General features: G+C 62.0%; 17 protein-coding genes. 14 read left to right on the top strand and 3 right to left on the bottom strand.

What is annotated here, in order from left to right:
• Window positions 1–83 precede the first annotated feature (83 nt).
• From ugpQ to GWL_RS14345, 5 genes are all read left to right on the top strand, one after another.
• A complete protein-coding gene (ugpQ, locus tag GWL_RS14365) occupies window positions 84–827 on the top strand; it encodes a glycerophosphodiester phosphodiesterase (protein ID WP_008331428.1) in 744 nt (247 codons plus the stop codon).
• 266 nt (window positions 828–1,093) lie between these two features.
• Window positions 1,094–1,312 (top strand): hypothetical protein, encoded by a 219-nt coding sequence (locus GWL_RS14360; protein WP_008331427.1) that lies wholly within the window; start codon window positions 1,094–1,096, stop codon window positions 1,310–1,312.
• Between the two features lie 339 nt (window positions 1,313–1,651).
• Window positions 1,652–4,276, top strand: coding sequence for an alanine--tRNA ligase (alaS, locus tag GWL_RS14355; RefSeq protein ID WP_008331425.1), 2,625 nt, complete (start codon window positions 1,652–1,654; stop codon window positions 4,274–4,276).
• Between the two features lie 28 nt (window positions 4,277–4,304).
• Entirely contained in the window at window positions 4,305–4,859 is a 555-nt protein-coding gene (locus tag GWL_RS14350; protein ID WP_008331423.1) for an NUDIX domain-containing protein, read from the top strand.
• 161 nt (window positions 4,860–5,020) lie between these two features.
• Window positions 5,021–5,257 (top strand): sulfurtransferase TusA family protein, encoded by a 237-nt coding sequence (locus GWL_RS14345; protein ID WP_006464319.1) that lies wholly within the window; start codon window positions 5,021–5,023, stop codon window positions 5,255–5,257.
• A 104-nt stretch (window positions 5,258–5,361) separates the two neighbouring features.
• On the opposite strand, the gene GWL_RS14340 is transcribed toward GWL_RS14345, so the two are convergent.
• Window positions 5,362–6,957 carry an FMN-binding glutamate synthase family protein gene (locus GWL_RS14340; RefSeq protein ID WP_008331414.1) on the bottom strand — a complete coding sequence of 532 codons (1,596 nt, stop codon included), beginning with the start codon at window positions 6,955–6,957 and terminating at the stop codon, window positions 5,362–5,364.
• 412 nt (window positions 6,958–7,369) lie between these two features.
• Here GWL_RS14340 and GWL_RS14335 point away from each other — a divergent pair, with 412 nt between their 5' ends.
• From GWL_RS14335 to typA, 9 genes are all read left to right on the top strand, one after another.
• Window positions 7,370–9,454: a bifunctional diguanylate cyclase/phosphodiesterase gene (locus GWL_RS14335; protein WP_192811583.1), complete on the top strand. Its 2,085-nt coding sequence runs from the start codon at window positions 7,370–7,372 to the stop codon at window positions 9,452–9,454.
• Window positions 9,455–9,876: 422 nt separating this feature from the next.
• Window positions 9,877–10,791: an SMC-Scp complex subunit ScpB gene (gene scpB, locus GWL_RS14330; protein ID WP_008331407.1), complete on the top strand. Its 915-nt coding sequence runs from the start codon at window positions 9,877–9,879 to the stop codon at window positions 10,789–10,791.
• Window positions 10,778–12,826, top strand: a complete 2,049-nt coding sequence (gene rluB, locus GWL_RS14325) for a 23S rRNA pseudouridine(2605) synthase RluB (RefSeq protein WP_008331405.1) — start codon at window positions 10,778–10,780, stop codon at window positions 12,824–12,826. The genes scpB and rluB overlap by 14 nt, the downstream gene beginning before the upstream one ends.
• A 384-nt stretch (window positions 12,827–13,210) precedes the next feature.
• On the top strand, window positions 13,211–13,705 hold the full coding sequence (gene rimP, locus GWL_RS14320; protein WP_008331402.1) for a ribosome maturation factor RimP: 495 nt from the start codon (window positions 13,211–13,213) through the stop codon (window positions 13,703–13,705).
• Window positions 13,702–15,261, top strand: coding sequence for a transcription termination factor NusA (gene nusA / locus GWL_RS14315; RefSeq protein WP_008331401.1), 1,560 nt, complete (start codon window positions 13,702–13,704; stop codon window positions 15,259–15,261). Before rimP ends, nusA begins: the two co-directional genes overlap by 4 nt.
• Window positions 15,262–15,313: 52 nt before the next feature.
• Entirely contained in the window at window positions 15,314–18,190 is a 2,877-nt protein-coding gene (gene infB, locus GWL_RS14310) for a translation initiation factor IF-2 (protein ID WP_034350894.1), read from the top strand.
• Window positions 18,191–18,299: 109 nt separating this feature from the next.
• Window positions 18,300–18,692: a 30S ribosome-binding factor RbfA gene (rbfA, locus tag GWL_RS14305; protein WP_008331399.1), complete on the top strand. Its 393-nt coding sequence runs from the start codon at window positions 18,300–18,302 to the stop codon at window positions 18,690–18,692.
• Window positions 18,693–18,789: 97 nt separating this feature from the next.
• On the top strand, window positions 18,790–19,794 hold the full coding sequence (gene truB, locus GWL_RS14300; RefSeq protein ID WP_008331398.1) for a tRNA pseudouridine(55) synthase TruB: 1,005 nt from the start codon (window positions 18,790–18,792) through the stop codon (window positions 19,792–19,794).
• 156 nt (window positions 19,795–19,950) lie between these two features.
• A complete protein-coding gene (gene typA, locus GWL_RS14295; RefSeq protein WP_008331395.1) occupies window positions 19,951–21,792 on the top strand; it encodes a translational GTPase TypA in 1,842 nt (613 codons plus the stop codon).
• Window positions 21,793–22,820: 1,028 nt separating this feature from the next.
• Here the strand turns inward: typA and GWL_RS14290 are convergent.
• Both GWL_RS14290 and GWL_RS14285 read right to left on the bottom strand, forming a co-directional pair.
• Entirely contained in the window at window positions 22,821–23,222 is a 402-nt protein-coding gene (locus GWL_RS14290; RefSeq protein ID WP_157174253.1) for a hypothetical protein, read from the bottom strand.
• On the bottom strand, window positions 23,201–23,920 hold the full coding sequence (locus GWL_RS14285; RefSeq protein ID WP_034350884.1) for a hypothetical protein: 720 nt from the start codon (window positions 23,918–23,920) through the stop codon (window positions 23,201–23,203). The genes GWL_RS14290 and GWL_RS14285 overlap by 22 nt, the downstream gene beginning before the upstream one ends.
• Window positions 23,921–24,023: the final 103 nt, after the last annotated feature.

The raw sequence follows: 24,023 nt of genomic DNA, 5'->3' as shown, positions 1-24,023 counted from the left end.
TGCTTGTGGCACGGCGTGAACTGCTCTACCTTATGCGCCGATTACCTTGCCCCTTTTTGCAAGGCCCACCCTCGGAGAACATCATGTGGCCCTATCCTCGCATCCTCGCCCATCGTGGCGGCGGCACCCTGGCGCCGGAAAACACCCTGGCCGGTTTCCGCTGCGGCCTGGAACACGGCTATCGCGCCGTCGAATTCGACGTCATGCTGACCCGCGACGACCTCCCCATCCTGATGCACGACCCGCAGCGCGGGCGCACCCTGCCCGGCGAGGGCAAGATCGCCGAGAGCGACTGGGCCCAATTGCGCGACCTCGACGCCGGCGCCTGGCTGGATGCGCGTTTTGCCGGTGAACGGATCTGCACGCTGGAGCAGGGTCTGGATTTCTGCCTGGCCGAGGGAATCTGGATGAACGTCGAGATCAAGCCCGCCGCAGCGGAACTGGCACGCCGTACCGGCGAACTGACCGCCCAGACGGTGGCGCGGCGCTTCGCCGGCAAGAGCGGGGCGGCGCTGCCGGTCTTGTCCTCGTTCTCCTTCGAGGCCCTGCTGGCAGCCAGGGAAGTCGCCCCGGCCTTGCCACGGGCTTATCTGGTGGATGTGATTCCCGAGGACTGGCAGGCGCGTCTGCAACAACTGCAGGCAGTGGCGCTGCACACCAATCACAAGCACCTCACCCCGGCGCTGGCTGCCGCCGTCAAAGCGGCCGGTGTCGGGCTGTTCTGCTACACCGTCAACGACATGGCGCGCGCCGAGGAAATCCGCCAGTGGGGTGTGGATGCCTTCTGCACCGACCGCATCGATCTGATCGCAGCCGACGCCTGGTAGGCCGGTAGAGTTGGCAACGGCAACATCATGTCCACATCGTTCACTTCGCGCCGCGTGGAAATGAACGACAAATTGCACTCTTACCGGCGGACTGAATCCTCCTGCGCTAGCTATGATTCACCTGCCTAAGGCAATAACTGGCAGACAGTCGACAGTTGTTGTCAACCTGTCGAGAAATGCTTGCGTTAAGGAGGCACAAGGCCGGCATCCGTGAGCACGCCGGTGGACTTGTGGAAGCACACAACACTGAGAGATAGAGGAAAACGATGAAGATCAACAAACTGCTGGCTGCCGTACTCGTCGCCGCCTTCGCCATGCCGGTCCTGGCCCAGCCTGCCCCGGCTCCGGCTGGCGCTCCCGCCGCTGAAGCCCCGGCTGCCAAGCCTGCTCACAAGAAGCACAAGAAGCACGCCAAGAAGGCCAAGAAGCACAAGCACAAGAAGGCCAAGAAGGCAGCAACGATGCCTGTCAACAAGGGCGCCTGATCGCCCGGTCTTCTTGTGGCGGTCCGCCTGGCGCGGTCCGCCCCCGGTTTTACCGGAAGGATGGGCTGACACAGTTAAGGTCCGGCAACGCAGGGTAGCGCGCCATGCCGGGTCAGCCGATCCTGTAACCCGCCCGGGTTTCCCGGCGGGTTTTTTTTCGTCCCCGGAGAAGCGCTGCCCGGCCCGCCGGGCAGGCGTGGTGGTACGGCGTCCGGGCCTGCGTATCCGGGCCGGGATCACGTATAATCATCGGTTCGCAATCGTTTTTTGCACCGACTCCCATCCGGGTCCGATCTGCGCGTTACCGGCAGCATCTGGCCCATTTATCCGTCTTCGAACATGAACTCAGCCGAAATTCGCGACAAGTTTCTGAAATTCTTTGAATCCAAAGAACACACCATCGTCCGCTCCTCCAGCCTGGTACCGGGCAATGACCCGACCTTGCTGTTCACCAATTCGGGCATGGTTCAGTTCAAGGACGTGTTCCTGGGCACCGACAAGCGCAACTACGTGCGCGCGGCCTCCGTGCAGCGCTGCCTGCGCGCCGGCGGCAAGCACAACGACCTGGAAAATGTCGGTTACACCGCGCGCCACCACACCTTCTTCGAGATGCTGGGCAACTGGTCCTTCGGCGACTACTTCAAGCGCGAGTCGCTCAAGTGGGCCTGGGAACTGCTGACCCAGGTCTACGGCCTGCCGGCCGACAAGCTCTGGGCGACCGTCTACCAGACCGATGATGAAGCCTACGACATCTGGACCAAGGAAATCGGCCTGCCGCCCGAGCGCGTGGTGCGCATCGGCGACAACAAGGGCGCACCCTACGCCTCCGACAATTTCTGGCAGATGGCCGAAACCGGTCCCTGCGGTCCTTGCTCGGAGATCTTCTACGACCATGGCCCCGACATCTGGGGCGGCCCCCCGGGCAGCCCCGACGCCGACGGCGACCGCTACATCGAGATCTGGAACAACGTGTTCATGCAGTTCGACCGCCAGCTCGACCCGGCCACCGGCGAATACACCCTGACCCCGCTGCCGGCGCCTTGCGTGGATACCGGCATGGGCCTGGAGCGCCTGGCCGCGATCCTGCAACACGTGCACAGCAACTACGAGATCGACCTGTTCCAGGCGCTGATCAAAGCGGCTGCCCGCGAAACCGGCGAGACCGACCTCTCCAATGCTTCGCTGCGCGTGATTGCGGACCACATCCGTGCCACCTCCTTCCTGATCGTTGACGGCGTGATCCCCGGCAATGAAGGCCGTGGCTACGTCCTGCGCCGCATCATCCGCCGCGCGCTGCGTCACGGCCACAAGCTGGGTCAGACCAAGCCTTTCTTCCACAAGCTGGTCAAGGACCTGGTGGTGCAGATGGGTGCGGCCTATCCGGAACTGCCGGAAGCCGCCGAGCGTGTCGAGATGGTGCTGAAGCAGGAAGAAGAACGTTTCGGCGAAACGCTGGAACACGGCATGAAGATTCTGGAAGCCGCCCTGGCCGCCAACAGCAGCAAGCTCGATGGCGAAACCGCCTTCACCCTGTACGACACCTACGGCTTCCCGCTGGACCTGACCGCCGACATCTGCCGCGAGCGCAATGTCGAACTGGACGAAGCCGGCTTCACCGCCGCCATGGAACGCCAGAAGAGCGCCGCCCGCGCCGCCGGCAAGTTCAAGATGGCCGCGGCCATCGAATACACCGGCGACAAGACCCGCTTCGTCGGCTACGAATCGCTGGCCCAGTCGGCCAAGGTGGTGGCCCTCTACGTGGCCGGCAGCCCGGTGCAGAAGATCGAGGCCGGCCAGGACGCCATCGTGGTGCTGGACACCACCCCGTTCTATGCCGAATCCGGCGGTCAGTGCGGTGACGCCGGAGCGCTGGAAGCGGCCAATGGCCTCTTCGCCGTGGCCGATACGCAAAAGATCCAGGCCGAGGTGTTCGGTCATCACGGTCAGTTGATCAAGGGCAGCCTGGCCATCGGCGACGCCGTCGAGGCCAAGGTCGATGCCGACCAGCGCGCCCGCACCATGCGCAACCACTCGGCCACCCACCTGATGCACAAGGCCCTGCGCGAAGTGCTGGGTTCGCACGTGTCGCAGAAGGGTTCGCTGGTTGATGCCGACAAGACCCGTTTCGACTTCAGCCACAACGCCCCGATGACCGCCGACGAAATCCGCCGCGTGGAAGACATCGTCAACCGCGAAGTGCTGGCCAACGTCGCCACCGGCGCCCGGCTGATGGGCTACGACGATGCCATCGCCGCTGGCGCCATGGCGCTGTTCGGCGAAAAGTACGGCGACCAGGTGCGTGTGCTCTCCATCGGTACTTCCACCGAACTGTGCGGCGGTACCCACGTCACCCGTACCGGTGACATCGGTCTGTTCAAGATCGTCTCCGAAGGGGGCGTGGCCGCTGGTATCCGCCGCGTTGAGGCCGTCACCGGCGAGGGCGCGCTGGCGCTGGTGCAGTCGCTGTCGACCCGCGTGGCCGAAGCCGCTGCGGCGCTCAAGACCCAGCCGGAAGAACTGCTGCCGCGCATCGGCCAGGTGCAGGACCAGGTCAAGGCGCTGGAAAAGGAACTGGCTTCACTGAAGTCCAAGCTGGCTTCCAGCCAGGGCGACGAACTGGTCAACCAGGCGGTCGACATCAACGGCATCAAGGTCCTGGCGGCCACGCTGGAAGGCGCTGACGTCGCCACCCTGCGCGAGACCATGGACAAGTTGAAGGACAAGCTCAAGACCGCCGCCATCGTGCTGGGCAGCGTCAAGGATGGCAAGGTCAGCCTGATCGCGGGCGTGACTGCGGACGCTACCGCCAAGGTCAAGGCCGGTGAACTGGTCAACTTCGTTGCCCAGCAGGTCGGCGGCAAGGGTGGCGGTCGTCCGGACATGGCCCAAGCGGGCGGCACCGAGCCGGCGGCTCTGCCGGGTGCGCTGCAGGGTGTGGCCGACTGGGTTCAGTCCAAGCTGTAATGTTCAACGGCCCTGACCCGGAGCGCGCATGAGCGAGTTCAAGTTTTGTCCGGTCTGCGCGGCATCGCTGGTGCTGCGCGCCGATGAAGGCGAGGCCGGCAAGGTCCGGCTGGCCTGTCCTGATGGCCACTGGACCCATTGGGACAACCCCCTGCCGGTGCTGGCCGCGCTGGTGGAGATCGACGGCAAGATGCTCACTGCGCGCAATGCCGCCTGGGCCGAAGGGCGTTTTGCGCTCATCACCGGTTTCATGGAACGCGACGAAACCCCTGAACAGGGGATCGCCCGGGAACTGAAGGAAGAGACCGACCTGGACGCCCAGGAGATCGAGTTGATCGGCGTCTATGAATTCATGCGCAAGAACGAGCTGATCATTGCGTACTACGTGAAGGCGAGCGGCACCATCAGGCTTTCGCCGGAGCTGGTGGAATATCGTCTGACAGCCCCGGCCGACCTGCGCCCCTGGCCTGCCGGGACCGGCCATGCCGTCGCGGACTGGATGCGGCGGCGTGCGCTGCCGGTACAGTACGTCGAATTTGCCGGGTCAAGCACGCCGATCGAAACACCCCAGGTCCTAAAGTAAGCGGGTAGACAAGACAAGACGAACCGTTCCATCGTGGCACATGTTCTTCTTGCTTTTGCACAAGCCTAGTGCGGCGAAAACAACAGAACTTGTGCAACGCATCAAGTCGGCGCATTTTGCAGTAAAATCGTTTTCGTCGTGATCCATTTTGAGTCGAAGTAATGACCATCCAATTTCACCGGGAACTCGATGCGCGCGGTCTGAACTGTCCGCTGCCCATCCTCAAGACCAAGAAAGCCCTGGCGGACATGGCCAGTGGCCAGGTGCTCAGGGTGACCGCCACCGATACCGGTTCGGTGCGCGATTTCCAGGCCTTCGCCAAGCAGACCGGCAACGATCTGCTGGAGCAATCGCAGAATGATGAACACGAGTTCATCTTCTTCATGAAGCGCAAATAAGCCCTACCCCTGTCCATCCCGGCAAGATCAGGCTGGCAGCATTGAAAAACCCGCAGCTCGGTTGAACTGCGGGTTTTTGTTTGTCCGGGGAGATGAAGCTTTCTTCAAAATTCCGGATGGAAGCTTTCCGCACGGGCAATCGGCCAGAACTTTTCGTAGACCCGATAACGATAATTGCCTTCCAGCAAATCGTTGGGCTGCAGATACTTCAGCACGTTGGACATGAGCTGGATCTCATGGTCGTTGATGCGCCGCACGATGTGATGCGGCCGCAGCGCCGAGGTGTGCGGCAGACCGGCTGCCTGCACCAGCTCCTGCAGCGCGTGCAGGGTGCTCTGGTGGAAGCGGAAGACGCGCTCGGCCTTGTCCGGCACCACCAGGGCGCGGGCGCGCTGGGCATTCTGGGTCGCCACGCCCGTCGGGCAGCGATCGGTATGGCAGCTCTGCGACTGGATGCAGCCCAGGGCGAACATGAAGCCGCGCGCCGAATTGCACCAGTCCGCTCCCAGTGCCAGTGTGCGCGCCACATCGAAGGCGGTGATGATCTTGCCGCTGGCGCCGATCTTGACCTTGTCGCGCAGGCCGATGCCCGTCAGGGTGTTGTGCACCATCAGCAGCCCCTCCTGCAACGGCATGCCGACGTGGTCCACGAATTCCAGCGGGGCCGCACCGGTACCGCCTTCGGACCCATCCACCGTAATGAAGTCGGGCACGATGCCGGTCTTCAACATGGCCTTGGCGATGCCGAAGAATTCCCAGGGGTGTCCCACGCACAGTTTGATGCCGACCGGCTTGCCGCCGGACATCCCGCGCAGCTTCTCGATGAATTCCAGCAGTCCGATCGGCGTGGAGAAGGACGAGTGCACGGCCGGCGAGATGCAGTCCACACCCATCGGAATGCCGCGCGTGGCGGCGATCTCGGGGGTGATCTTGGCCGCCGGCAGCACGCCGCCGTGGCCCGGCTTGGCGCCTTGTGAAAGCTTCACCTCGATCATCTTGATCTGTGACGACTGCGCCTGGACGGTGAATTTCTCTTCATTGAAGCTGCCATCCGCATTGCGACAGCCGAAATAGCCCGAGGCGATCTGCCACACCAGGTCGCCGCCGAATTCGCGATGGTATTCGGAGACCGAGCCTTCGCCGGTATCGTGGGCGAAATTGCCCTTTTTGGCGCCCTGGTTGAGCGCACGGATGGCATTGGCCGAAAGCGAGCCGAAGCTCATGGCCGAAACATTGAAGACCGACATCGAATACGGCTGGGCGCGGTCGGCCCCGACGACGACGCGGAAGTCATGGCTGGCGATCTTGGTGGGGGAGAGTGAATGGCCTATCCATTCATGGCCGGCCTGCTGCATGTCCAGCTCGGTGCCGAAGGGGCGGCTGTCGACATCGGCCTTGGCACGCTGGTAGACCACGCTGCGCTTCTTGCGCGAGAAGGGGCGGCCATCCATTTCATCTTCGAAGAAATACTGGCGCAGTTCCGGCCGGATGGCTTCGAACAGGAAGCGGAAGTGGCCGATCAGGGGATAGTTGCGCAAGACCGCATGGCGTCGCTGCACCAGGTCGTGGACGCCGATGACGCTCAATACCAGGGGAATGAGCGCCCAGCCCCAGCCCAGGCCATGGGTGGCCGCCAGGGCCAGCAAGACTGCGGTCAGCACGAGCACTGACCAGAACACGAAATACCGATTTGCCCACATAGAAGAGTCCGCTAGTTGTCATGAGGAAACCTGCACCGGCCGGTGCGGTCGGTGGGCGGGTTTGCATGGATTCTACCGCCCGCGCTCAACCGTAGTGCGCGATGAAGTGAAGGGTTTTTCCGGCCGATTCTGGCGAACTGCTCTGTGTGCCGCTTCTCAGGCCCGCTGCTTGCGCAGTGGCATCCTTATTGCTTTGATGAATCTTCCAGTCAGGCACCGTGGGGAACCGGTGCCCGGCACCCGGGCCAACCGCACCATCACAGCCAGCCTGCACACCAGAGGCCAGAGACACGATGTCGTTATGAAAACAGTTGCTTCACGAGGCGCATTGGCGGCCTCTTCCTCCTCCTCGCGCCCTGCGGCCAGGGCATTGTGCCGCCAGGACGCCACGCAGAGCCAGTCGGTGGTGGCCATGGCGCGTCCGCCGAGACTGCTGGAGACACTGCTGGCCAACCTTGACGGCATGGTCTACCGCTGCCGCGACGATGCTCACTGGACCCTGGAGTTCGTCAGCGAAGGCTGCTACGCCCTGACCGGCTACACGCCGGAGGACCTGTTGCTCAACAGCCGCATTTCTTTTCTGCAACTGACGCATCCCGAAGACCGCGCGATGGTGCGCAGCCACATCGATCTCTGCATGCGCGAGCGGCGCCGCATCGACATCGAATATCGCATCGTGCATGCCGACGGCAGCCTGCGCTGGGTGTGGGAGCGCGGGGTGGGGCTGTACAACGCGGCTGGCGCGGTGGAGGCCATGGAAGGCTTCCTGCAGGATGTGACCGAGCGCAAGGAGGCCGCACAGGCATTGCAGGAAGCCGAGCGCCGCTATCGCAGCATCTTCGAGAACGCCATCGAAGGGGTCTTTCAGACCACGCCCGATGGCACCTACATCGCCGTCAACCCGGCGCTGGCACGCATTTACGGCTACCACTCGCCGGAAGACCTGATCGTCGGTCTGCGCGACATTCGCCATCAGTTGTATGTGGAGCCGGAGCGGCGTAGCGAATTCATGCGGCTCATGGAGCAGCAGGGCTCGGTCTCCAATTTCGAGTCGCGCGTGTACCGGCGTGATGGGGACATCATCTGGATCTCCGAGAACGCCCGTGCCGTCTATGACGATGGCGGCACGCTGGTGTGTTATGAAGGCACCGTCGAAGCCATCACCGAGCGCAAGCTCTATGAAGCCGAGATGCGCCATCACGCGACCCACGATGCGCTCACCGGATTGCCCAACCGCAACATGCTGCACGAGCATCTGCAGCGCGCCATTCAGGCGGCGCGCCAGAAGGGCGGGCTGACGGCGGTGGTGTTCGTGGATCTGGACCAGTTCAAGTTCATCAATGACAGCCTGGGTCACCAGGTCGGTGATGAACTTCTCAAGACCGTGGCACAGCGCCTGCAAGCCTGCCTGCGCGATACCGACATGGTGGCGCGCCAGGGTGGCGATGAATTCGTGCTGGTGTTGCAGAACCAGACCGGCGGCGAGCTCGGCATCGCCGAGGTGATGCAGCGTATCCTGGCTGCGGTGGCGCGCCCCTGGCAGGCTGGCGATCGCGAGTTCCAGGTCACCGCCAGCATCGGGGTCAGCCGCTATCCCATCGATGGCAAGGATGTCGAGACCCTGTTGAAGCAGGCCGATTCAGCCATGTATCGCGCCAAGGAGCAGGGGCGCAACAACTTCCAGTTCTTTGCGCCCTGGATGGACACGCAGGTCAGCAATCGTCTGGAAATGCTGATCAACCTGCGCCGTGCGCTGGATCAGGACGAGTTCAAGCTCTACTACCAGCCCAAGCTGAGCCTCAAGGATGGCAGTGTCATCGGCGCCGAGGCGCTGATCCGCTGGCAGTCGCCGGAGCAGGGCATGGTGCCGCCGGACCGCTTCATTCCGTTCGCTGAAGAAGCCGGGCTGATCCTGCCCATCGGGGAGTGGGTGCTGCGCAGTGCCTGCCACCAGAACAAGCGCTGGCAGGAGGCCGGGCTGCCGACGATACCGGTGGCGGTCAACCTCTCGCCACGGCAGCTCAACCAGAGCTTGCCGGAGTTCGTCGCCGGCGTACTGGAGCAGAGCGGCCTGGCGGCCTCCTGTCTTGAACTGGAGATCACCGAGAACGTGGTCATGAAAGATGCCGAGAAGAGCGTGGCGACCCTGCATGCCTTGAAGCGCCTGGGTCTGCAGATTTCTGTCGATGATTTCGGCACCGGCTATTCCAGCCTCTCCTATCTGCGCCGCTTCCCGGTCGACGCGCTGAAGATCGACAAGTCCTTCGTACGCGACATTGCGCGCGATGCTGACAGCGCAGCCATCGTCAAGGCCGTCATATCGCTGGCCCATATCCTGAACCTGCGCGTCATCGCCGAGGGAGTGGAGGATGAAGAGCAATATGCTTTCCTGAAGGAAAATGCCTGTGACGAGGTACAGGGATATCTCTTTGGCAAGCCCATGACGGTCGAGGATTTCACGGCCTGGCTGACCCGGCAGGCGGGAAGCGCCCGGTAATGGTCATGCAAATAATTGTCCGCAGGCTGCAACAGGCTGCATCCCCGCAAATCTTTGTGCTACACTCCGCCCAGTACTTTTGATGCCTTGCGCCCCGACCGCCGCAGCCTGTGCGGCCAACAAAGGCTCCATGACGCAAGGCCGGTAGTTGAAAAGGTGCAGGTCGGCCGTCCGCAACCCCGCGACATGACGGCTTTGCGAAAGCGCGAGTCCTCCGCGACGCCGATTTGCCCGGGTCTTAGATTCCAGCTCATTCAATCTCCAAACACCGGAAGGCAGCGCCGCCGCATCCAGCACTGCGCAAGACTTGCCGCACCCGGCCTGTTTCGGCTTTCGCTGCCGGACGGGCGGACTGCAGCCGTAGCGCCGGAGACCTGCTGCAAGCCGAACTTTGTTAACAACAAGACGCACAAGAGTGGTACATGAATATTGCTGAGGCCAAGAAAGTCCTCGAAACTGCATTGCTTTGCACGCATGAGCCCCTGTCGATCAATGACCTGAAAAAGCTGTACGTCGATCCAGAGAGCGAAGAGAGCAGCGACATCAACGCCGAGATGATCCGGCAGATGCTCGATGAACTGCGCACCGAATGGGCCGACAAGGGGGTGGAAGTGGTCAGCCTGTCGACGGGCTGGCGCTTCCAGAGCCGCAAGGAGATGAAGGTCTACCTGGAACGCCTGAATCCGGAGAAGCCGCCCAAGTACACCCGCGCCACGCTGGAAACGCTGGCCATCATCGCTTACCGCCAGCCGGTCACGCGCGGCGACATCGAAGAGATTCGCGGGGTGGCCGTCAATACGCAGACCATCCGCATGCTGGAAGACCGGGGCTGGATTGAATCGATCGGCCACCGTGACGTGCCGGGCCGACCGGCGCTGTTTGCCACTACGCGCAAGTTCCTGGATGACCTGGGTCTGAGTTCGCTGGAAGAATTGCCGCCGCTGCAGCAGGTCAGCGGTGAAGCTGCTGCCCAGGGTGCGCTGCTGGAATTGCAGGCCCTCGAGGGCGGGGTGGCGGCGCTGGCAGAGCAGGCGCAGGAAGAAGACGAGGTGCCTGGCGCCGAGGCCCAAGCGGCCCGGTCCGGGGGTATCGCCGCAGAGGATGTAGAGCAGTCCGATAGCGCAGCCGCCACCGGGGAAGAGCGCGCTGCAGGCAGTGAAGACGCTTCCCCAGAAGCGCAAGAACCTTTTGAGCAAGACGTTGCCGTAACTGGCACAGACGCCATTGAGGCCGCCGACGAAGCGGCAGGCGAGCACAACGACACCACCGAGCGGGCCGATCAGCGGGGAAATGACGCGCGTCCGCCACATCCAGATTCGAAGAATGAAGCCAACTAGTTCCAAAGACGAGACCCAGGTCGACCTGGCCGCGGCCGATGCTGCCGCATCCGACAAGCCGGTGAAGAAGCGTACCCGCAAGCCTGCGGCCGGCGCTGCGCCGGTCGAGGCAATCGCGGCCGCGCCGCAAGCCGTCGCTGACGAGGCTGCGCCGAAAAAGCGTGCGCCGCGAGCAAAGAAGCTCAGCGCCGAGACGGCGGCACCGGCCGTGGCAGTGGTGGAGACACCTGCTGCCGAGTCCGTACCTGCTCCGGAAAAGAAACCGCGCGTCACCAAGCCGCGTACCAGGAAGGCCGATGTGGTGGCAGACGCCCCCGTCGCCGAGGCCGCGGCTCAGATGAGCCTGGCCATGGAGCCTGCACCTGCCGCGCCGGCCAAGCCCAAGCGCGCTGCCAAGCCCAAGGCGGCAGCGCCTGAGGTGGCCGCGCCGGTATCGGCTCCGGTGGCCGAATTGCCCAAGGTCATCGTCACCGTCGGTGAGGAAGTGGTTGCCCCGCCGGTGCTGCTGGATGCCCCGGTCGATCCCAATCGCGCCAAACCGGCCCGCCGTGGCGTGCGTGGTCCTCGTGCCTTGCGCAACAATCGCGCCGCCCAGCGTGCCGCCGCCGGTGGTGCCGAGGCCGCACCGGTGCATGGCAAGAGCGAGGGCGATGTCGCTCCCGCCGTCGAACGCCAGCCGCGCGGCCAGTTCGGCAAGAACAATGGTCATGGCGCTCATGGCGGTCAGCCTGGCCAGCAAGGCAAAAAGAATTTCGAGAAGAACGGCAAGAAGCCCAAGGCCCCGCAACTGGGCCTGCGTTCGGCCGAACCGGTCGATGACATCTTCTCCTACGTGACCTCGGAAGCGTATGACCGCGACGAGGGCGCCAAGGCCGGTGGCCGTCAGCCGCACCAGATGCGCGGCAAGAATGGCCGTCGCGACCTGACCGCCGAGGATGATGCTCCCAAGCTGCACAAGGTGCTGGCCGATGCCGGTCTGGGTTCGCGCCGCGACATGGAAGAGCTCATCGTTGCCGGCCGCGTATCGGTCAATGGCGAGCCGGCCCATATCGGTCAGCGCATCCTGCCCACCGATGCCGTGCGCATCAACGGCAAGCTGATCCAGCGCAAGGTGAGCAAGCGTCCGCCGCGCGTGCTGGTCTATCACAAGCCCTCGGGCGAGATCGTCAGCCATGCCGATCCGGAAGGTCGCAGCTCGGTGTTCGATCGCCTGCCGACCATGAAGGCTGGCAAGTGGCTGGCCGTGGGCCGTCTGGACTTCAATACCGAAGGTTTGCTGCTCTTCACCACCTCCGGAGACCTGGCCAATCGCCTGATGCACCCGCGCTACAACATCGAGCGTGAATACGCCGTGCGTACCTTGGGCGAGCTGGAAGAGGGCATGCGCCAGAAGCTGCTGTCGGGCGTGGAGCTCGATGACGGTCCGGCGCAGTTCTCGCGCATCGCCGATGGCGGTGGCGAAGGTGTGAACAAGTGGTATCGCGTGACCATCGGCGAAGGCCGCAATCGTGAAGTGCGCCGCATGTTTGAAGCGGTCGGCCTGACCGTGTCGCGCCTGATCCGTACCCGTTACGGTGCCATGACCTTGCCGCAGACCTTGAAGCGTGGTCGTTGGGAAGAGCTGGAAGAAAACGCCGTGCGCAACCTGATGGCTGCCTGTGGCCTGGAAAAGCAGGCCGGTGAAGCCAAGTCCGGCAACGGCGGCAATACCGGTCACGCCGGTCGCGGCCAGAACAACGGCCCGCGTGGCAACGCCATGCAGAACAAGGGTCCGCAGAAGGGGCGCAATGGCGGCAACTTCGGCAACCAGGGTGGCAACTATGGCAATGGCGGGGGCAATGGCGCAGGTTATGGTGGTGGCAACAAGGGCGGCCAGCCCAAGAGCCGCCAGCCCGATCCGCTGCAGACCGCACTGGGCTTCCCGGATGCCGGCAACCAGCGTCGTGGCAATCGTCCGCAGCGCGGTGGCAACACTGCGGCGAACTTCATGCTGGGCGGCCTGCCTGGCATGAATCGCCGGCGCGGCGGTCGCTGATGACGTTCTTGCCTGTCGGCAATGCCGGGGCGGGCAAGAGCTTCTTTACACTACCCGTGACGCTTGAAATGCAGCAATGACGTTTTTTATGGACGTTTTTGGCACTGCAATCCTATTTGACATGATTCCGGATTTGCTGTGGATACCTGAATCGGTTATAATATGTTAGTTAAACGCAACCTGCCGCGAATCGCATATGTGATAAATCATTGATAGATCCGCCTGCGCCATGATCGATGGAAGTACGGTGGTTCGCGTGATGTGTGATCTCGCGTTGCGTGAGATAACAAAAGATGGGCAGATGCCCATTTTTTTTTTGCTGATCAATTTTAGATGTCTGCTTTGCCCGCGCTGGCAAACCGGCATCCTGATGGAGAAATAGTCTTGCAATTGCTGGAGCTGATCGAATCCACCCTCGCGGGCCTGGGCTACGAACTGGTTGAGTTCGAGAAGGCGCAGCGCGGTCTGGTGCGTGTCTTCATCGATTTTCCGTTCGACCCCGAAGCAGAAGAAGCGCGTTCGATCACCGTCGAGGATTGCGAGAAGGCGACGCATCAGCTGTTGCACGTCTTCACCGTGGAAAACGTGCTGTATGAACGCCTGGAAGTCTCCTCGCCCGGGCTGGATCGCCCCCTTAAGAAGTTCAGTGACTTCGTGCGTTTCGTGGATTGCGAAGCCGTGGTCAAGTTGCGCGTGCCGCTGCCCGGTACGTCCAACCGCAAGACCTATGAAGGCGTGCTGCGTGAACCGGAAGGCGAGGAACTGGTATTGGAATTTGAAGCAAACGATGGGTCGGCCGCCGTGTTGAATTTCACGCTGGCCGATGTGGATAAGGCACACCTGGTGCCGCAGGTCGATTTTAGGAGTCGCAAAGGATGAGTCGCGAAATTTTGTTGTTGGTCGATGCGCTGGCGCGCGAAAAGAACGTCGATAAGGAAGTCGTCTTCGGCGCACTGGAGCATGCGCTTGCGCAGGCTACCAAGAAGCGCTATGAAGGCGAGGTCGACATTCGCGTCTCGATCGACCGTGAAAGCGGCGAGTTCGAATCCTTCCGCCGCTGGCACGTCGTGCCCGATGAAGCCGGCCTGCAGTTGCCTGACCAGGAAGTGCTGCTGTTCGAAGCCAAGGAACAGTTCCCCGATATCGAAGTCGACGAATACATTGAAGATCCGATCGAATCCGTTGAATTCGGCCGCCGTTTTGCGCAAGACACCAAGCAGGTCGTCCTGCAGCGCATCCGCGACGCCGAGCGCGAGCAGATCCTGGCGGACTTCCTGGCCCGTGGCGATGCCCTGGTGACCGGCACCATCAAGCGCATGGAGCGCGGTGACGCCATCATCGAATCCGGCAAGATCGAAGCCCGCCTGCCGCGCGACCAGATGATCCCCAAGGAGAATCTGCGCATCGGTGATCGCGTGCGTGCCTACATCCTGCGCGTGGACCGCGGCGCCCGTGGCCCGCAGGTGATCCTGTCGCGTACCGCGCCGGAATTCATCATGAAGCTGTTCGAACTGGAAGTGCCGGAAATCGAACAAGGCTCGCTGGAAATCAAGTCGGCTGCGCGTGACCCGGGTGTGCGCGCCAAGATCGCGGTCTACACCGCCGACAAGCGCATCGACCCCATCGGTACCTGCGTGGGCATGCGCGGTTCGCGTGTGCAGGCTGTCACCGGTGAGCTGGGCGGCGAGCGCGTGGACATCGTGCTGTGGTCGGAAGATCCGGCGCAGTTCGTCATCGGTGCGCTGGCCCCGGCCAACGTGACCTCCATCGTGGTCGATGAAGAAAAGCACGCCATGGATGTGGTGGTGGATGAAGAAAACCTCGCCATCGCCATCGGTCGCGGCGGCCAGAACGTGCGTCTGGCAGCCGAACTGACCCGCTGGCAGATCAACATCATGACGGCCGAGGAATCGGCTGACAAGTCGGCGGCCGAAACCGCGCTGATCCGCAAGCTGTTCATGGAAAAGCTCGATGTCGACCAGGAAGTGGCCGACATCCTGGTCGAGGAAGGTTTCTCGACCCTGGAAGAAATCGCCTACGTGCCGATCAACGAGATGCTCGAGATCGAATCGTTCGACGAAGAGACCGTCAATGAGCTGCGCAACCGCTCGCGCGACGCCCTGGTGACCGAAGCGATCGCCTCCGAAGAAGGCCTGGAAGGCATGGAAGAGGAGCTGATCAACTTCGAAGGCCTGGACCGTGTGCTGGCTGGCAAGCTGGGTCTGGCGGGCGTGAAGACGCTGCCGGCCTTTGCTGGCCTGGCTTATGACGAATTCGGCGCGATCCTGGCCCTGCCTTCCGAGCGCGCGCGCCAACTGATTGAAAATGCATTTGAAGATGTGACCGACGATGAAATGAAGCTCATCGATTCCAAATACGATGAGCGCGCCAAGGCCCTGCAGGCCAAGGCATGGAGCGCTGTCGAAGGCCGCTGAAAAGCGGAGCGTCTCCACATCATCTGCCGAGCCACATAGAAAAGAGGACTGAATGGCGAGTAACAACGTTGCCCAATTTGCCACCGAGCTTAAGATGCCTGCTGACCTGCTGCTGACCCAGCTGCGTTCGGCCGGTGTCGAGAAGAGCTCTGCATCCGACTCCCTGTCGAAGGAAGACAAGGACCGCCTGCTTGAACACCTGCGCCGTTCGCGCGGGGCCGCGCCGGAAGGCGAGAAGAAAAAGATCACGCTGACCCGCAAGGAAACCACCGAGATCAAGCAGGCCGATGCGACCGGCAAATCGCGCACGATCCAGGTGGAAGTGCGCAAGAAGCGTACCTTCATCAAGCGTGACGAGCCCGGCGTCGACGAGTCCGCAGCACGTGCTGCGGCGCCTCAGCGCGATCCGGCCATCGAGGCGCAGGAACGTGAGCAGGAAGAGGCTCGCCGTCAGGCCGAACTGAAGGCCCAGCAAGAGCGTCTGGCCCAGCTGGAGGCCGAACGCGCCGCCCAGGCCAAGGCTGCCGAGCTGGAACAGCAACGTGCCCGCGAAGAAGCCGAAGCCGAAGCCAAGCGCCAGGCTGCCGAAGCCGCCGCAGCAGCTGCCGAAGCCGAGAAGGCCAAGGCTGCTGCTGCCAGCTCGAAGGCCCCCGCTGCCGCTGCTGCGCCGGCCCCTGCCGCCGATCCGGCCGCTGAAGAAAAAAAGCGCGCTGCTGCTGAGGAAGCGAAGAAAAAGGCCGAAGCTGCCGCCAAGGAAGCCGCTGACCGCGCTGCTGCCGCAGATCGCGCGCGCAAGGCCGTGGAAGACGAAGTGGCCCAGATCAAGGCCATGATGAATGCGCCGCGTCGCGTCATCAAGGCACCGGAACCCGCACCGGCCCCGGCCAAGACCTCGGAAGGCACGCTGCACAAGCCGGCGACCGCGGCCAAGCCGGGCGAGAAGAAGGATGACAAGAAGCCCGCCGTGGCGGCAGACAAGAAGTCGATCAAGTCGGCCAATGTCTCCTCCACCTGGCAGGACGATGCCAAGAAGCGTGGCACCGGCGGCATGAAGTCGCGCGGCGCCACCGGTGGTGGTGGTCGCGATGGCTGGCGTGCCGGCCCCAAGGGCCGTCGTCACTCGCACGGCGACGACCAGCGCGAAAGCAACTTCCAGGTGCCGACCGAAGCCGTGGTGCACGATGTCTACGTGCCCGAAACCATCACCGTGGCCGAAGTGGCCCACAAGATGGCAGTCAAGGCTTCCGAAGTCATCAAGCACCTGATGAAGCTGGGCCAGATGGTCACCATCAACCAGGTGCTGGACCAGGAAACCGCGATGATCGTGGTGGAAGAAATGGGCCACCGCGCCCACGCCGCCAAGCTGGACGATCCGGAAGCCCTGCTGGTCGAGGGTGAAGAACATGGTGACGCCGAGGCCCTGCCGCGCGCACCGGTGGTTACCGTCATGGGTCACGTCGACCACGGCAAGACCTCGCTGCTGGACTACATCCGCCGCACCAAGGTGGCCTCGGGTGAAGCCGGTGGCATTACCCAGCACATCGGCGCCTACCACGTGGAAACCCCGCGCGGCATGATCACCTTCCTGGATACCCCGGGCCACGAGGCGTTCACCGCCATGCGTGCCCGCGGTGCCAAGGCAACCGACATCGTGATCCTGGTGGTGGCCGCCGACGACGGCGTCATGCCCCAGACCAAGGAAGCGATTGCCCACGCCAAGGCCGGCGGTGTACCGCTGGTGGTGGCCATCAACAAGATCGACAAGCCGGGTGCCAACCCTGATCGCGTCAAGCAGGAACTGATCGCCGAAGAAGTGGTGCCGGAAGAATACGGTGGCGATGCTCCGTTCATCGCCGTCTCCGCCAAGACCGGCGAAGGCATCGACTCGCTGCTGGAAAACGTCCTGCTGCAAGCCGAAGTGCTGGAACTGAAGGCACCGGTCGATGTGCCGGCCCGTGGCCTGGTGATCGAAGCCAAGCTGGACAAGGGCCGCGGCCCGGTGGCAACGATCCTGGTGCAGTCCGGTACCTTGAAGCGCGGCGACGTCGTGCTGGCCGGTTCGGCCTATGGCCGTGTGCGTGCGATGCTGGACGAAAACGGCAAGAACATCGCCGAGGCAGGCCCGTCCCTGCCGGTGGAAATCCAGGGCCTGACCGAAGTGCCCTCCGCCGGTGAAGAAGTGGTGGTCATGACCGACGAGCGCAAGGCGCGCGAAATCGGCCTGTTCCGCCAGGGCAAGTTCCGCGACGTGAAGCTGGCCAAGCAGCAGGCCGCCAAGCTGGAAAACATGTTCGACCAGATGACCGAAGGCGAGGTCAAGAACCTGCCGATGATCATCAAGACCGACGTGCAAGGTTCCCAGGAAGCCCTGGTGCAGTCGCTGCAGAAGCTGTCGACCGCCGAAGTGCGCGTCCAGGTGGTGCACGCCGCAGTGGGCGGCATCAGCGAAAACGACGTCAACCTGGCAGTCGCTTCGAAGGCCGTCATCATCGGCTTCAACACCCGTGCCGATGCGTCGGCACGCAAGCTGGCCGAAGCCTCGGGCGTGGACATCCGTTACTACAACATCATCTATGATGCAGTGGACGAGGTGAAGGCCGCGATGTCGGGCATGCTCTCCCCGGAAAAGCGCGAACAGGCGCTGGGCCTGGTGGAAATCCGCCAGGTGTTCGTGGTCAGCAAGGTCGGTTCGATCGCCGGCTGCTACGTGCTCGAGGGCCTGGTCAAGCGTGGCTCGCAAGTACGCCTGCTGCGCAACAACGTGGTGGTGTGGACCGGCGAACTGGACTCGCTCAAGCGCTTCAAGGACGACGTCAAGGAAGTCAAGTCGGGCTTCGAGTGCGGTCTGTCGCTGAAGGGCTACAACGACATCGAAGTGGGCGATCAGCTCGAAATCTTCGAAGTCCAGGAAGTCGCTCGTACCCTGTAATGCAATATGCCGGCGTATCGTTCGCGATGCGTCGGCTTCACTGGCAAGATCCGTCGCAGCAACGCGGGAATCCTCCCGCCACGCCATCGGCGGATTGTTTTTTTAAAGCATGGCAAAACACAGCAAATCCATTCCCGGACGCGGCTTGCGCGTCGCCGACCAGATCCAGCGCGATCTGTCGGAGTTGATCGCCTTCGAGCTGAAGGATCCGCGGGTGGGCATGATCACCATTACCGAAGTGCAGGTCACCCCGGACTACGCGCACGCCAAGGTCTTCTTCACCACGCTGGTGGACAACCCGGACGCGATCAAGAACACCCTGGCCGGCCTGCGCGCGGCGGGCGGTTACCTGCGCACCCAGCTGGGCCGCAGGCTGACCATCCACACCCTGCCGGAACTGCATTTCGTGCATGACAACTCGACCGCACGCGGCATTGAAATGTCGCGCCTGATCGACGAAGCCAACGCCACTCGCGCCAAGGATTCGGACGACGAGGTTTGATGACGGGCGGTTTTTTCCCGTTGCATTGCAGTTTTCTTCATTCTTTTCGCACCGGTCTGCGTTTCCCTTCATCGGGCGTGGGCCGGTCCTGCATTTCATGGCCGACGATACGACGGCGGACATTGTCTCCGCTTCCCCTGAACTGCCGCAGCCGCGCGCCAAGCGCGGCCAGCAGGCCCGCACGGCGCGTCCTCCCCGTGTGCCGGTGCACGGGGTGCTGTTGCTGGACAAGCCGGTCGGCTTGTCCTCCAACGATGCCCTGATCCGCGCCAAGCGCATGCTCAATGCGCCCAAGGCGGGCCATACCGGCACGCTGGACCCGTTTGCTACGGGCCTGTTGCCGCTGTGTTTCGGCGAAGCCACCAAGTTCTCCCAGGACCTGCTGGAAGCCGACAAGACCTATGAAGCCGTGGTGCACCTCGGCATACGCACCGATACCGGCGATACCGAAGGCCAGGTCATCAGCGAGCGTCCGGTCGAGGTCAGCCTGGAGCAGATCGAAGCGGCCATGGCGCAGTTCCGTGGCCCCATCAGCCAGGTGCCGCCGATGCACTCGGCCCTGAAGCGCGACGGCAAGCCCTTGTACGAATACGCGCGCGCCGGCATTACGCTGGAGCGCGAAGCCCGCAACGTCATCATCCACACCTTGGAACTGCTGGACTACCAGGCCCCCCTGCTGCGCATCCGTGTCACTTGCAGCAAAGGGACATATATCCGTGTGTTGGGTGAAGATATCGGTGAAGTATTGGGCTGCGGGGCTCACCTCAATGCCTTGAGACGCACTGGTGTCGGCGCTCTCACGCTGGAGGGCGCGGTCACGCTGGAGACCTTCGATGCCGCCGGCGAGCTGGAGGCCCGCAAGGCCTTGCTGCTGCCGGTGGACGGCCTCTTGCGCAGCTTCCCCGCGGTGCAACTGAACGATGAGCTGGCGCGCCGTTTCCTGCATGGCCAACGCTTGCCGCTGGGCAAGGAAGGGGTGGCGGTGCCGGAGCAGACCGGCCGCGTAAGGGTCTATCGCGGTTCGGATGAAGCCTTGCTGGGCACCGGACTGTTGCAGGAATACGCCATCCTGGCCCCCGAAAGGCTGGTGTCCACCGCCTGAGCACAGATAGCGTCAAAGCGGCTTGCGGCGCGGCTTCCGGGGCAGCCCCGAAGCAGCGGCAAGCCGTTGAAAACACAGGTTTTTCCAAAGTTCATGCGTCGCAACATGCTATAATGCGCGCCTCCCGAGATTCGGCATTTCCCAACCACATTCACCATGTCAAACAATATCCGCGCAATTCGCAACATCGCCATCATCGCCCACGTTGACCACGGCAAGACCACCCTGGTGGACCAGCTGCTGCGCCAGTCCGGCACCTTCCGCGACAACCAGCAAGTGGACAACCGCGTGATGGACTCCAACGACATCGAAAAGGAACGCGGCATCACCATCCTGTCGAAGAACTGCGCGGTGGAATACAAGGGCACCCACATCAACATCGTCGATACCCCGGGCCACGCCGACTTCGGCGGTGAGGTCGAGCGCGTGCTGTCGATGGTGGACTCGGTGCTGCTGCTGGTGGATGCCCAGGAAGGCCCGATGCCGCAGACCCGCTTCGTGACCCGCAAGGCGCTGGCCCTGGGCCTGAAGCCCATCGTCGTCCTGAACAAGATCGACCGTCCGGGCGCACGCGCCGAGTGGGCCATCAACGCCACCTTCGAACTGTTCGACAAGCTGGGTGCCACCGAAGAGCAGCTGGACTTCCCCGTGATCTACGCTTCGGGCCTGAACGGCTACGCCAGCCTGGATCCGGAAACCCGCGAAGGCAACATGGAGCCGCTGTTCGACGCGATCCTGAAGTACGTGCCGGCCCGCAAGGATGATCCGGACGCACCGCTGCAACTGCAGATCACCTCGCTGGAATACTCCTCCTACGTCGGCAAGATCGGCGTGGGCCGCATCCTGGCTGGTCGCGTCAAGGGCGGTCAGGACGTGGTGTGGATGAATGGTCCGGAAGACAAGCCGACCAAGGCCCGCATCAACCAGGTGCTGACCTTCAAGGGCCTGGAGCGCGTGCTGGTCGATGAAGCCCTGGCTGGCGACATCGTCCTGATCAACGGTATCGAAGAAATCGGCATCGGCTCCACCATCTGTGCACCGGATGCGCCCAACGGCCTGCCGATGCTGAAGGTGGACGAACCGACCCTGACCATGAACTTCATGGTCAACACCTCGCCGCTGGCTGGCCGCGAAGGCAAGTTCGTCACCACCCGCCAGATCCGCGATCGCCTGGAAAAGGAACTGAAGTCCAACATGGCGCTGCGCGTGGTGCAGGCCGAGAACGACGACTCGACCTACGAAGTGTCGGGCCGTGGTGAATTGCACCTGACCATCCTGATCGAAAACATGCGCCGCGAAGGCTTCGAGCTGGCCGTCTCGCGTCCGCGCGTGGTGTTCCGCATGGTCGACGGCGTGCGTGAAGAGCCGTACGAAAACCTGACCGTCGACGTTGAAGAAACCCACCAGGGTGGCGTGATGGAAGAACTGGGCCGCCGCCGTGGCGACCTGCAGAACATGGAACCGGACGGCAAGGGCCGTGTGCGCCTGGAATACCACATCCCGGCACGTGGCCTGATCGGCTTCCAGGGCGAATTCATGACCCTGACCCGCGGCACCGGCCTGATGAGCCACGTCTTCGACGATTACAAGCCGGTCGATACCACCAAGGGCGAACTGGCCGGCCGTCGCAACGGCGTGCTGATCTCCCAGGACGACGGCGCTGCCGTGGCCTACGCACTGTGGAAGCTGCAGGATCGCGGCCGCATGTTCGTCAGCCACAACGACCCGGTGTATGAAGGCATGATCATCGGTATCCACTCGCGTGACAACGATCTGGTCGTCAACCCGATCAAGGGCAAGCAGCTGACCAACGTGCGCGCTTCCGGTACCGACGAAGCCGTGCGCCTGGTGCCGCCGATCGAACTGTCGCTGGAATACGCGGTGGAATTCATCGAAGACGACGAACTGGTCGAAGTGACTCCGAAGAGCATTCGTCTGCGCAAGCGTCACCTGAAGGAACACGAGCGCAAGAAGGCATCGCGCGAAGAATCCATCTAAATCGGTAGCGGGGAAGGGCGGGCCCGCAGGGCCTGCCTGCGGTGAAGAGTCGGGAATGGCGGGCTGTGCTGGTGGTGATATCTGGTTTGTGAATAACTGATATCAGCACAATAAAGCAGACAGCCATGATGCACTGCCATATAGTTACACCTGTCTCCTCCAATTTCCTCCTAAAGAATTGGATTCAAGCCCGCAACTTCGGTTGTGGGCTTTTTTTTTGCCATTTCCACTCTCCAGTCGCAGAGGTCCGGTGCTAGTGGTTTTACGCCTGCGCGGCGGACGTGAATGCGGTCTTTATCCTTCCGTTCATTGTTGCGCGAGATGAACGTTTGTCCAAAATAGTTTGTGCTGCGCTGTTTTTGTGCATTGCGAAATGACGGCTGCCGGATTGTGGTGCAGAATCGTGTCCGTTGTACGAAAAATCCTATCTCGAAGAGGATAGAGGGGACACCAGCCCGCAATGCGCAAGCCTTGCGGGCTTTCTATTTGCCGCTGTGGCGGATCCAGGGTGCTAAAACGGGCAAATGAAGGTTTGTTCCTCCCCGGCGCTTGTTGTCTGGTTTTCCGGCCTCCAGCTCAGAAATTTAATGAAGCATTTCGTCAGTTTATGAAGAACTCCCTGCCAGCGCGTACGCTGTCGGTCGCCCCCATGATGGACTGGAGCGAATTAGGCCTGGAGATCCTATAGTAGCTGGATTGCTAGAGTTTTTTGTCCAATTTCTGTCCATTGCGCGCAAATAGCTGCGCAATCTGCTGGAGCGATTCTCTTCTCCTCTAAGTTAGGGCTTTTTGGCTATCGATGTAAATGTCTCTGGTTCGGTCCCATTGCAACCTTCCTGCAATCCACATCGCCTTGAATACTGTATTTACCGGTTGAAACCGTTGCCGAACCGAGCATCCGATAGTGCGCCTGAACTAAGATGCCAGATTCTTTGCTGGCGTCGCGGCCGCTTAGCGCTATTTGTGTTGATTTGCTCGCAGAATTGACCCTGTGGGTCAGTTTTCAGTGCAACTCAACACAGCAGCGATTAAGAGATCTCGAGCTCTTCAACAGTTGGAAGCCATGCTCGGAAGTCGGCACCCGTTGCGATCCAGCGAAAGCCAGGCGGCATAGCCATGAGTACGGTTACTCCATCGGGATTCGATACTGGATCCCAAAGACCGTGCACATCGATTTCGGAGACAAGCGTCTCGTACTGGTCAATTGTCTTCATCGCGATCACGAGGACGTCAAAGCCGGTCGCCTCAATTTCGGCCAGAAGCGCAGGCTGGATGTCGGTTCCTGGGGCAACATAAGCGGCCACCACACGGCCACCCAGTCTGTCGTTTATGCGCTGTTGTCGTTTATAAGCCACGTCAACCTGTGGACCGGGAGCGTTACTAGAAATACTGAACCGCCCGTCCTCAGTCAGTTCAATTGTCCAAGGCATGGGTGGATTCTCGCTAAACCGGCCAATAGTGGTCTTCGGGGGCCGGTAAGTCTCCTTGATTGCTTGCTGAAAGCTTTGTAACAGTTCGAAGAAGAACAGAGCGATTTGTAGGCCGTCCTCGATCTGTTGGAATGAGACGATGACCGGCTGCCCCCGTTGCGCCGCCGCAGCCGGAGGCCATCTGGGCCTAGGATATAGTCGGCGTGAGCCATGCCGTTACGGATGTCATCGCGGAAGGTAATTTCGAACAGACGGGCGAGGCCTGTCATGCCGATCGCCGTTGCAACTTTCGCTAGGTGTCGGAACGTCGCATTGGCGTTGGGGCCGATGACGGCACGAGGCTCTTGGCGCACCCGGACAAGGCTTTGGAAGGGCCAAAGGTTATAGGCCTTCAACTTCATGACGCTCATGGTGTTGAGCAGGCATTCGTACACTCCGCCGGCTTCGGCAAGCTGAGCGTAAAGACAGAGTACTTGGCGCAGTTCTGGTTTGGTTAGAGGCGAGCCCTTACTGCCGAGCCTCTTCAATTCTCCAAACACTTCGTAAGCAGTCTGGACCGTTGACCAGCCGACGTCCTGCGCACCACGAAACTCGCCGAACAGAGCGGCGGCGGTATCAATCTCATTGATAGTCCGCGCAAAGGAGAACAAGTAGGTCAACTGTGTGTGCAGGGCGAGAGCGTAGGCTTTCGGCTTCATTTCTCAGGTTAATCTTTCTATTGGTTAATATTGACAACGAAATCCATTTCCGGAAATAGAGATAAACGTCCTCCTCATGCGATCAGCGGCGACAAATCGCACA

The sequence above is a fragment of the Herbaspirillum sp. GW103 genome (assembly GCF_000261365.1).
In the GTDB taxonomy this organism is placed as follows: Bacteria; Pseudomonadota; Gammaproteobacteria; order Burkholderiales; family Burkholderiaceae_D; genus Herbaspirillum.
This window is presented reverse-complemented; position numbering and strand designations above follow the sequence as displayed.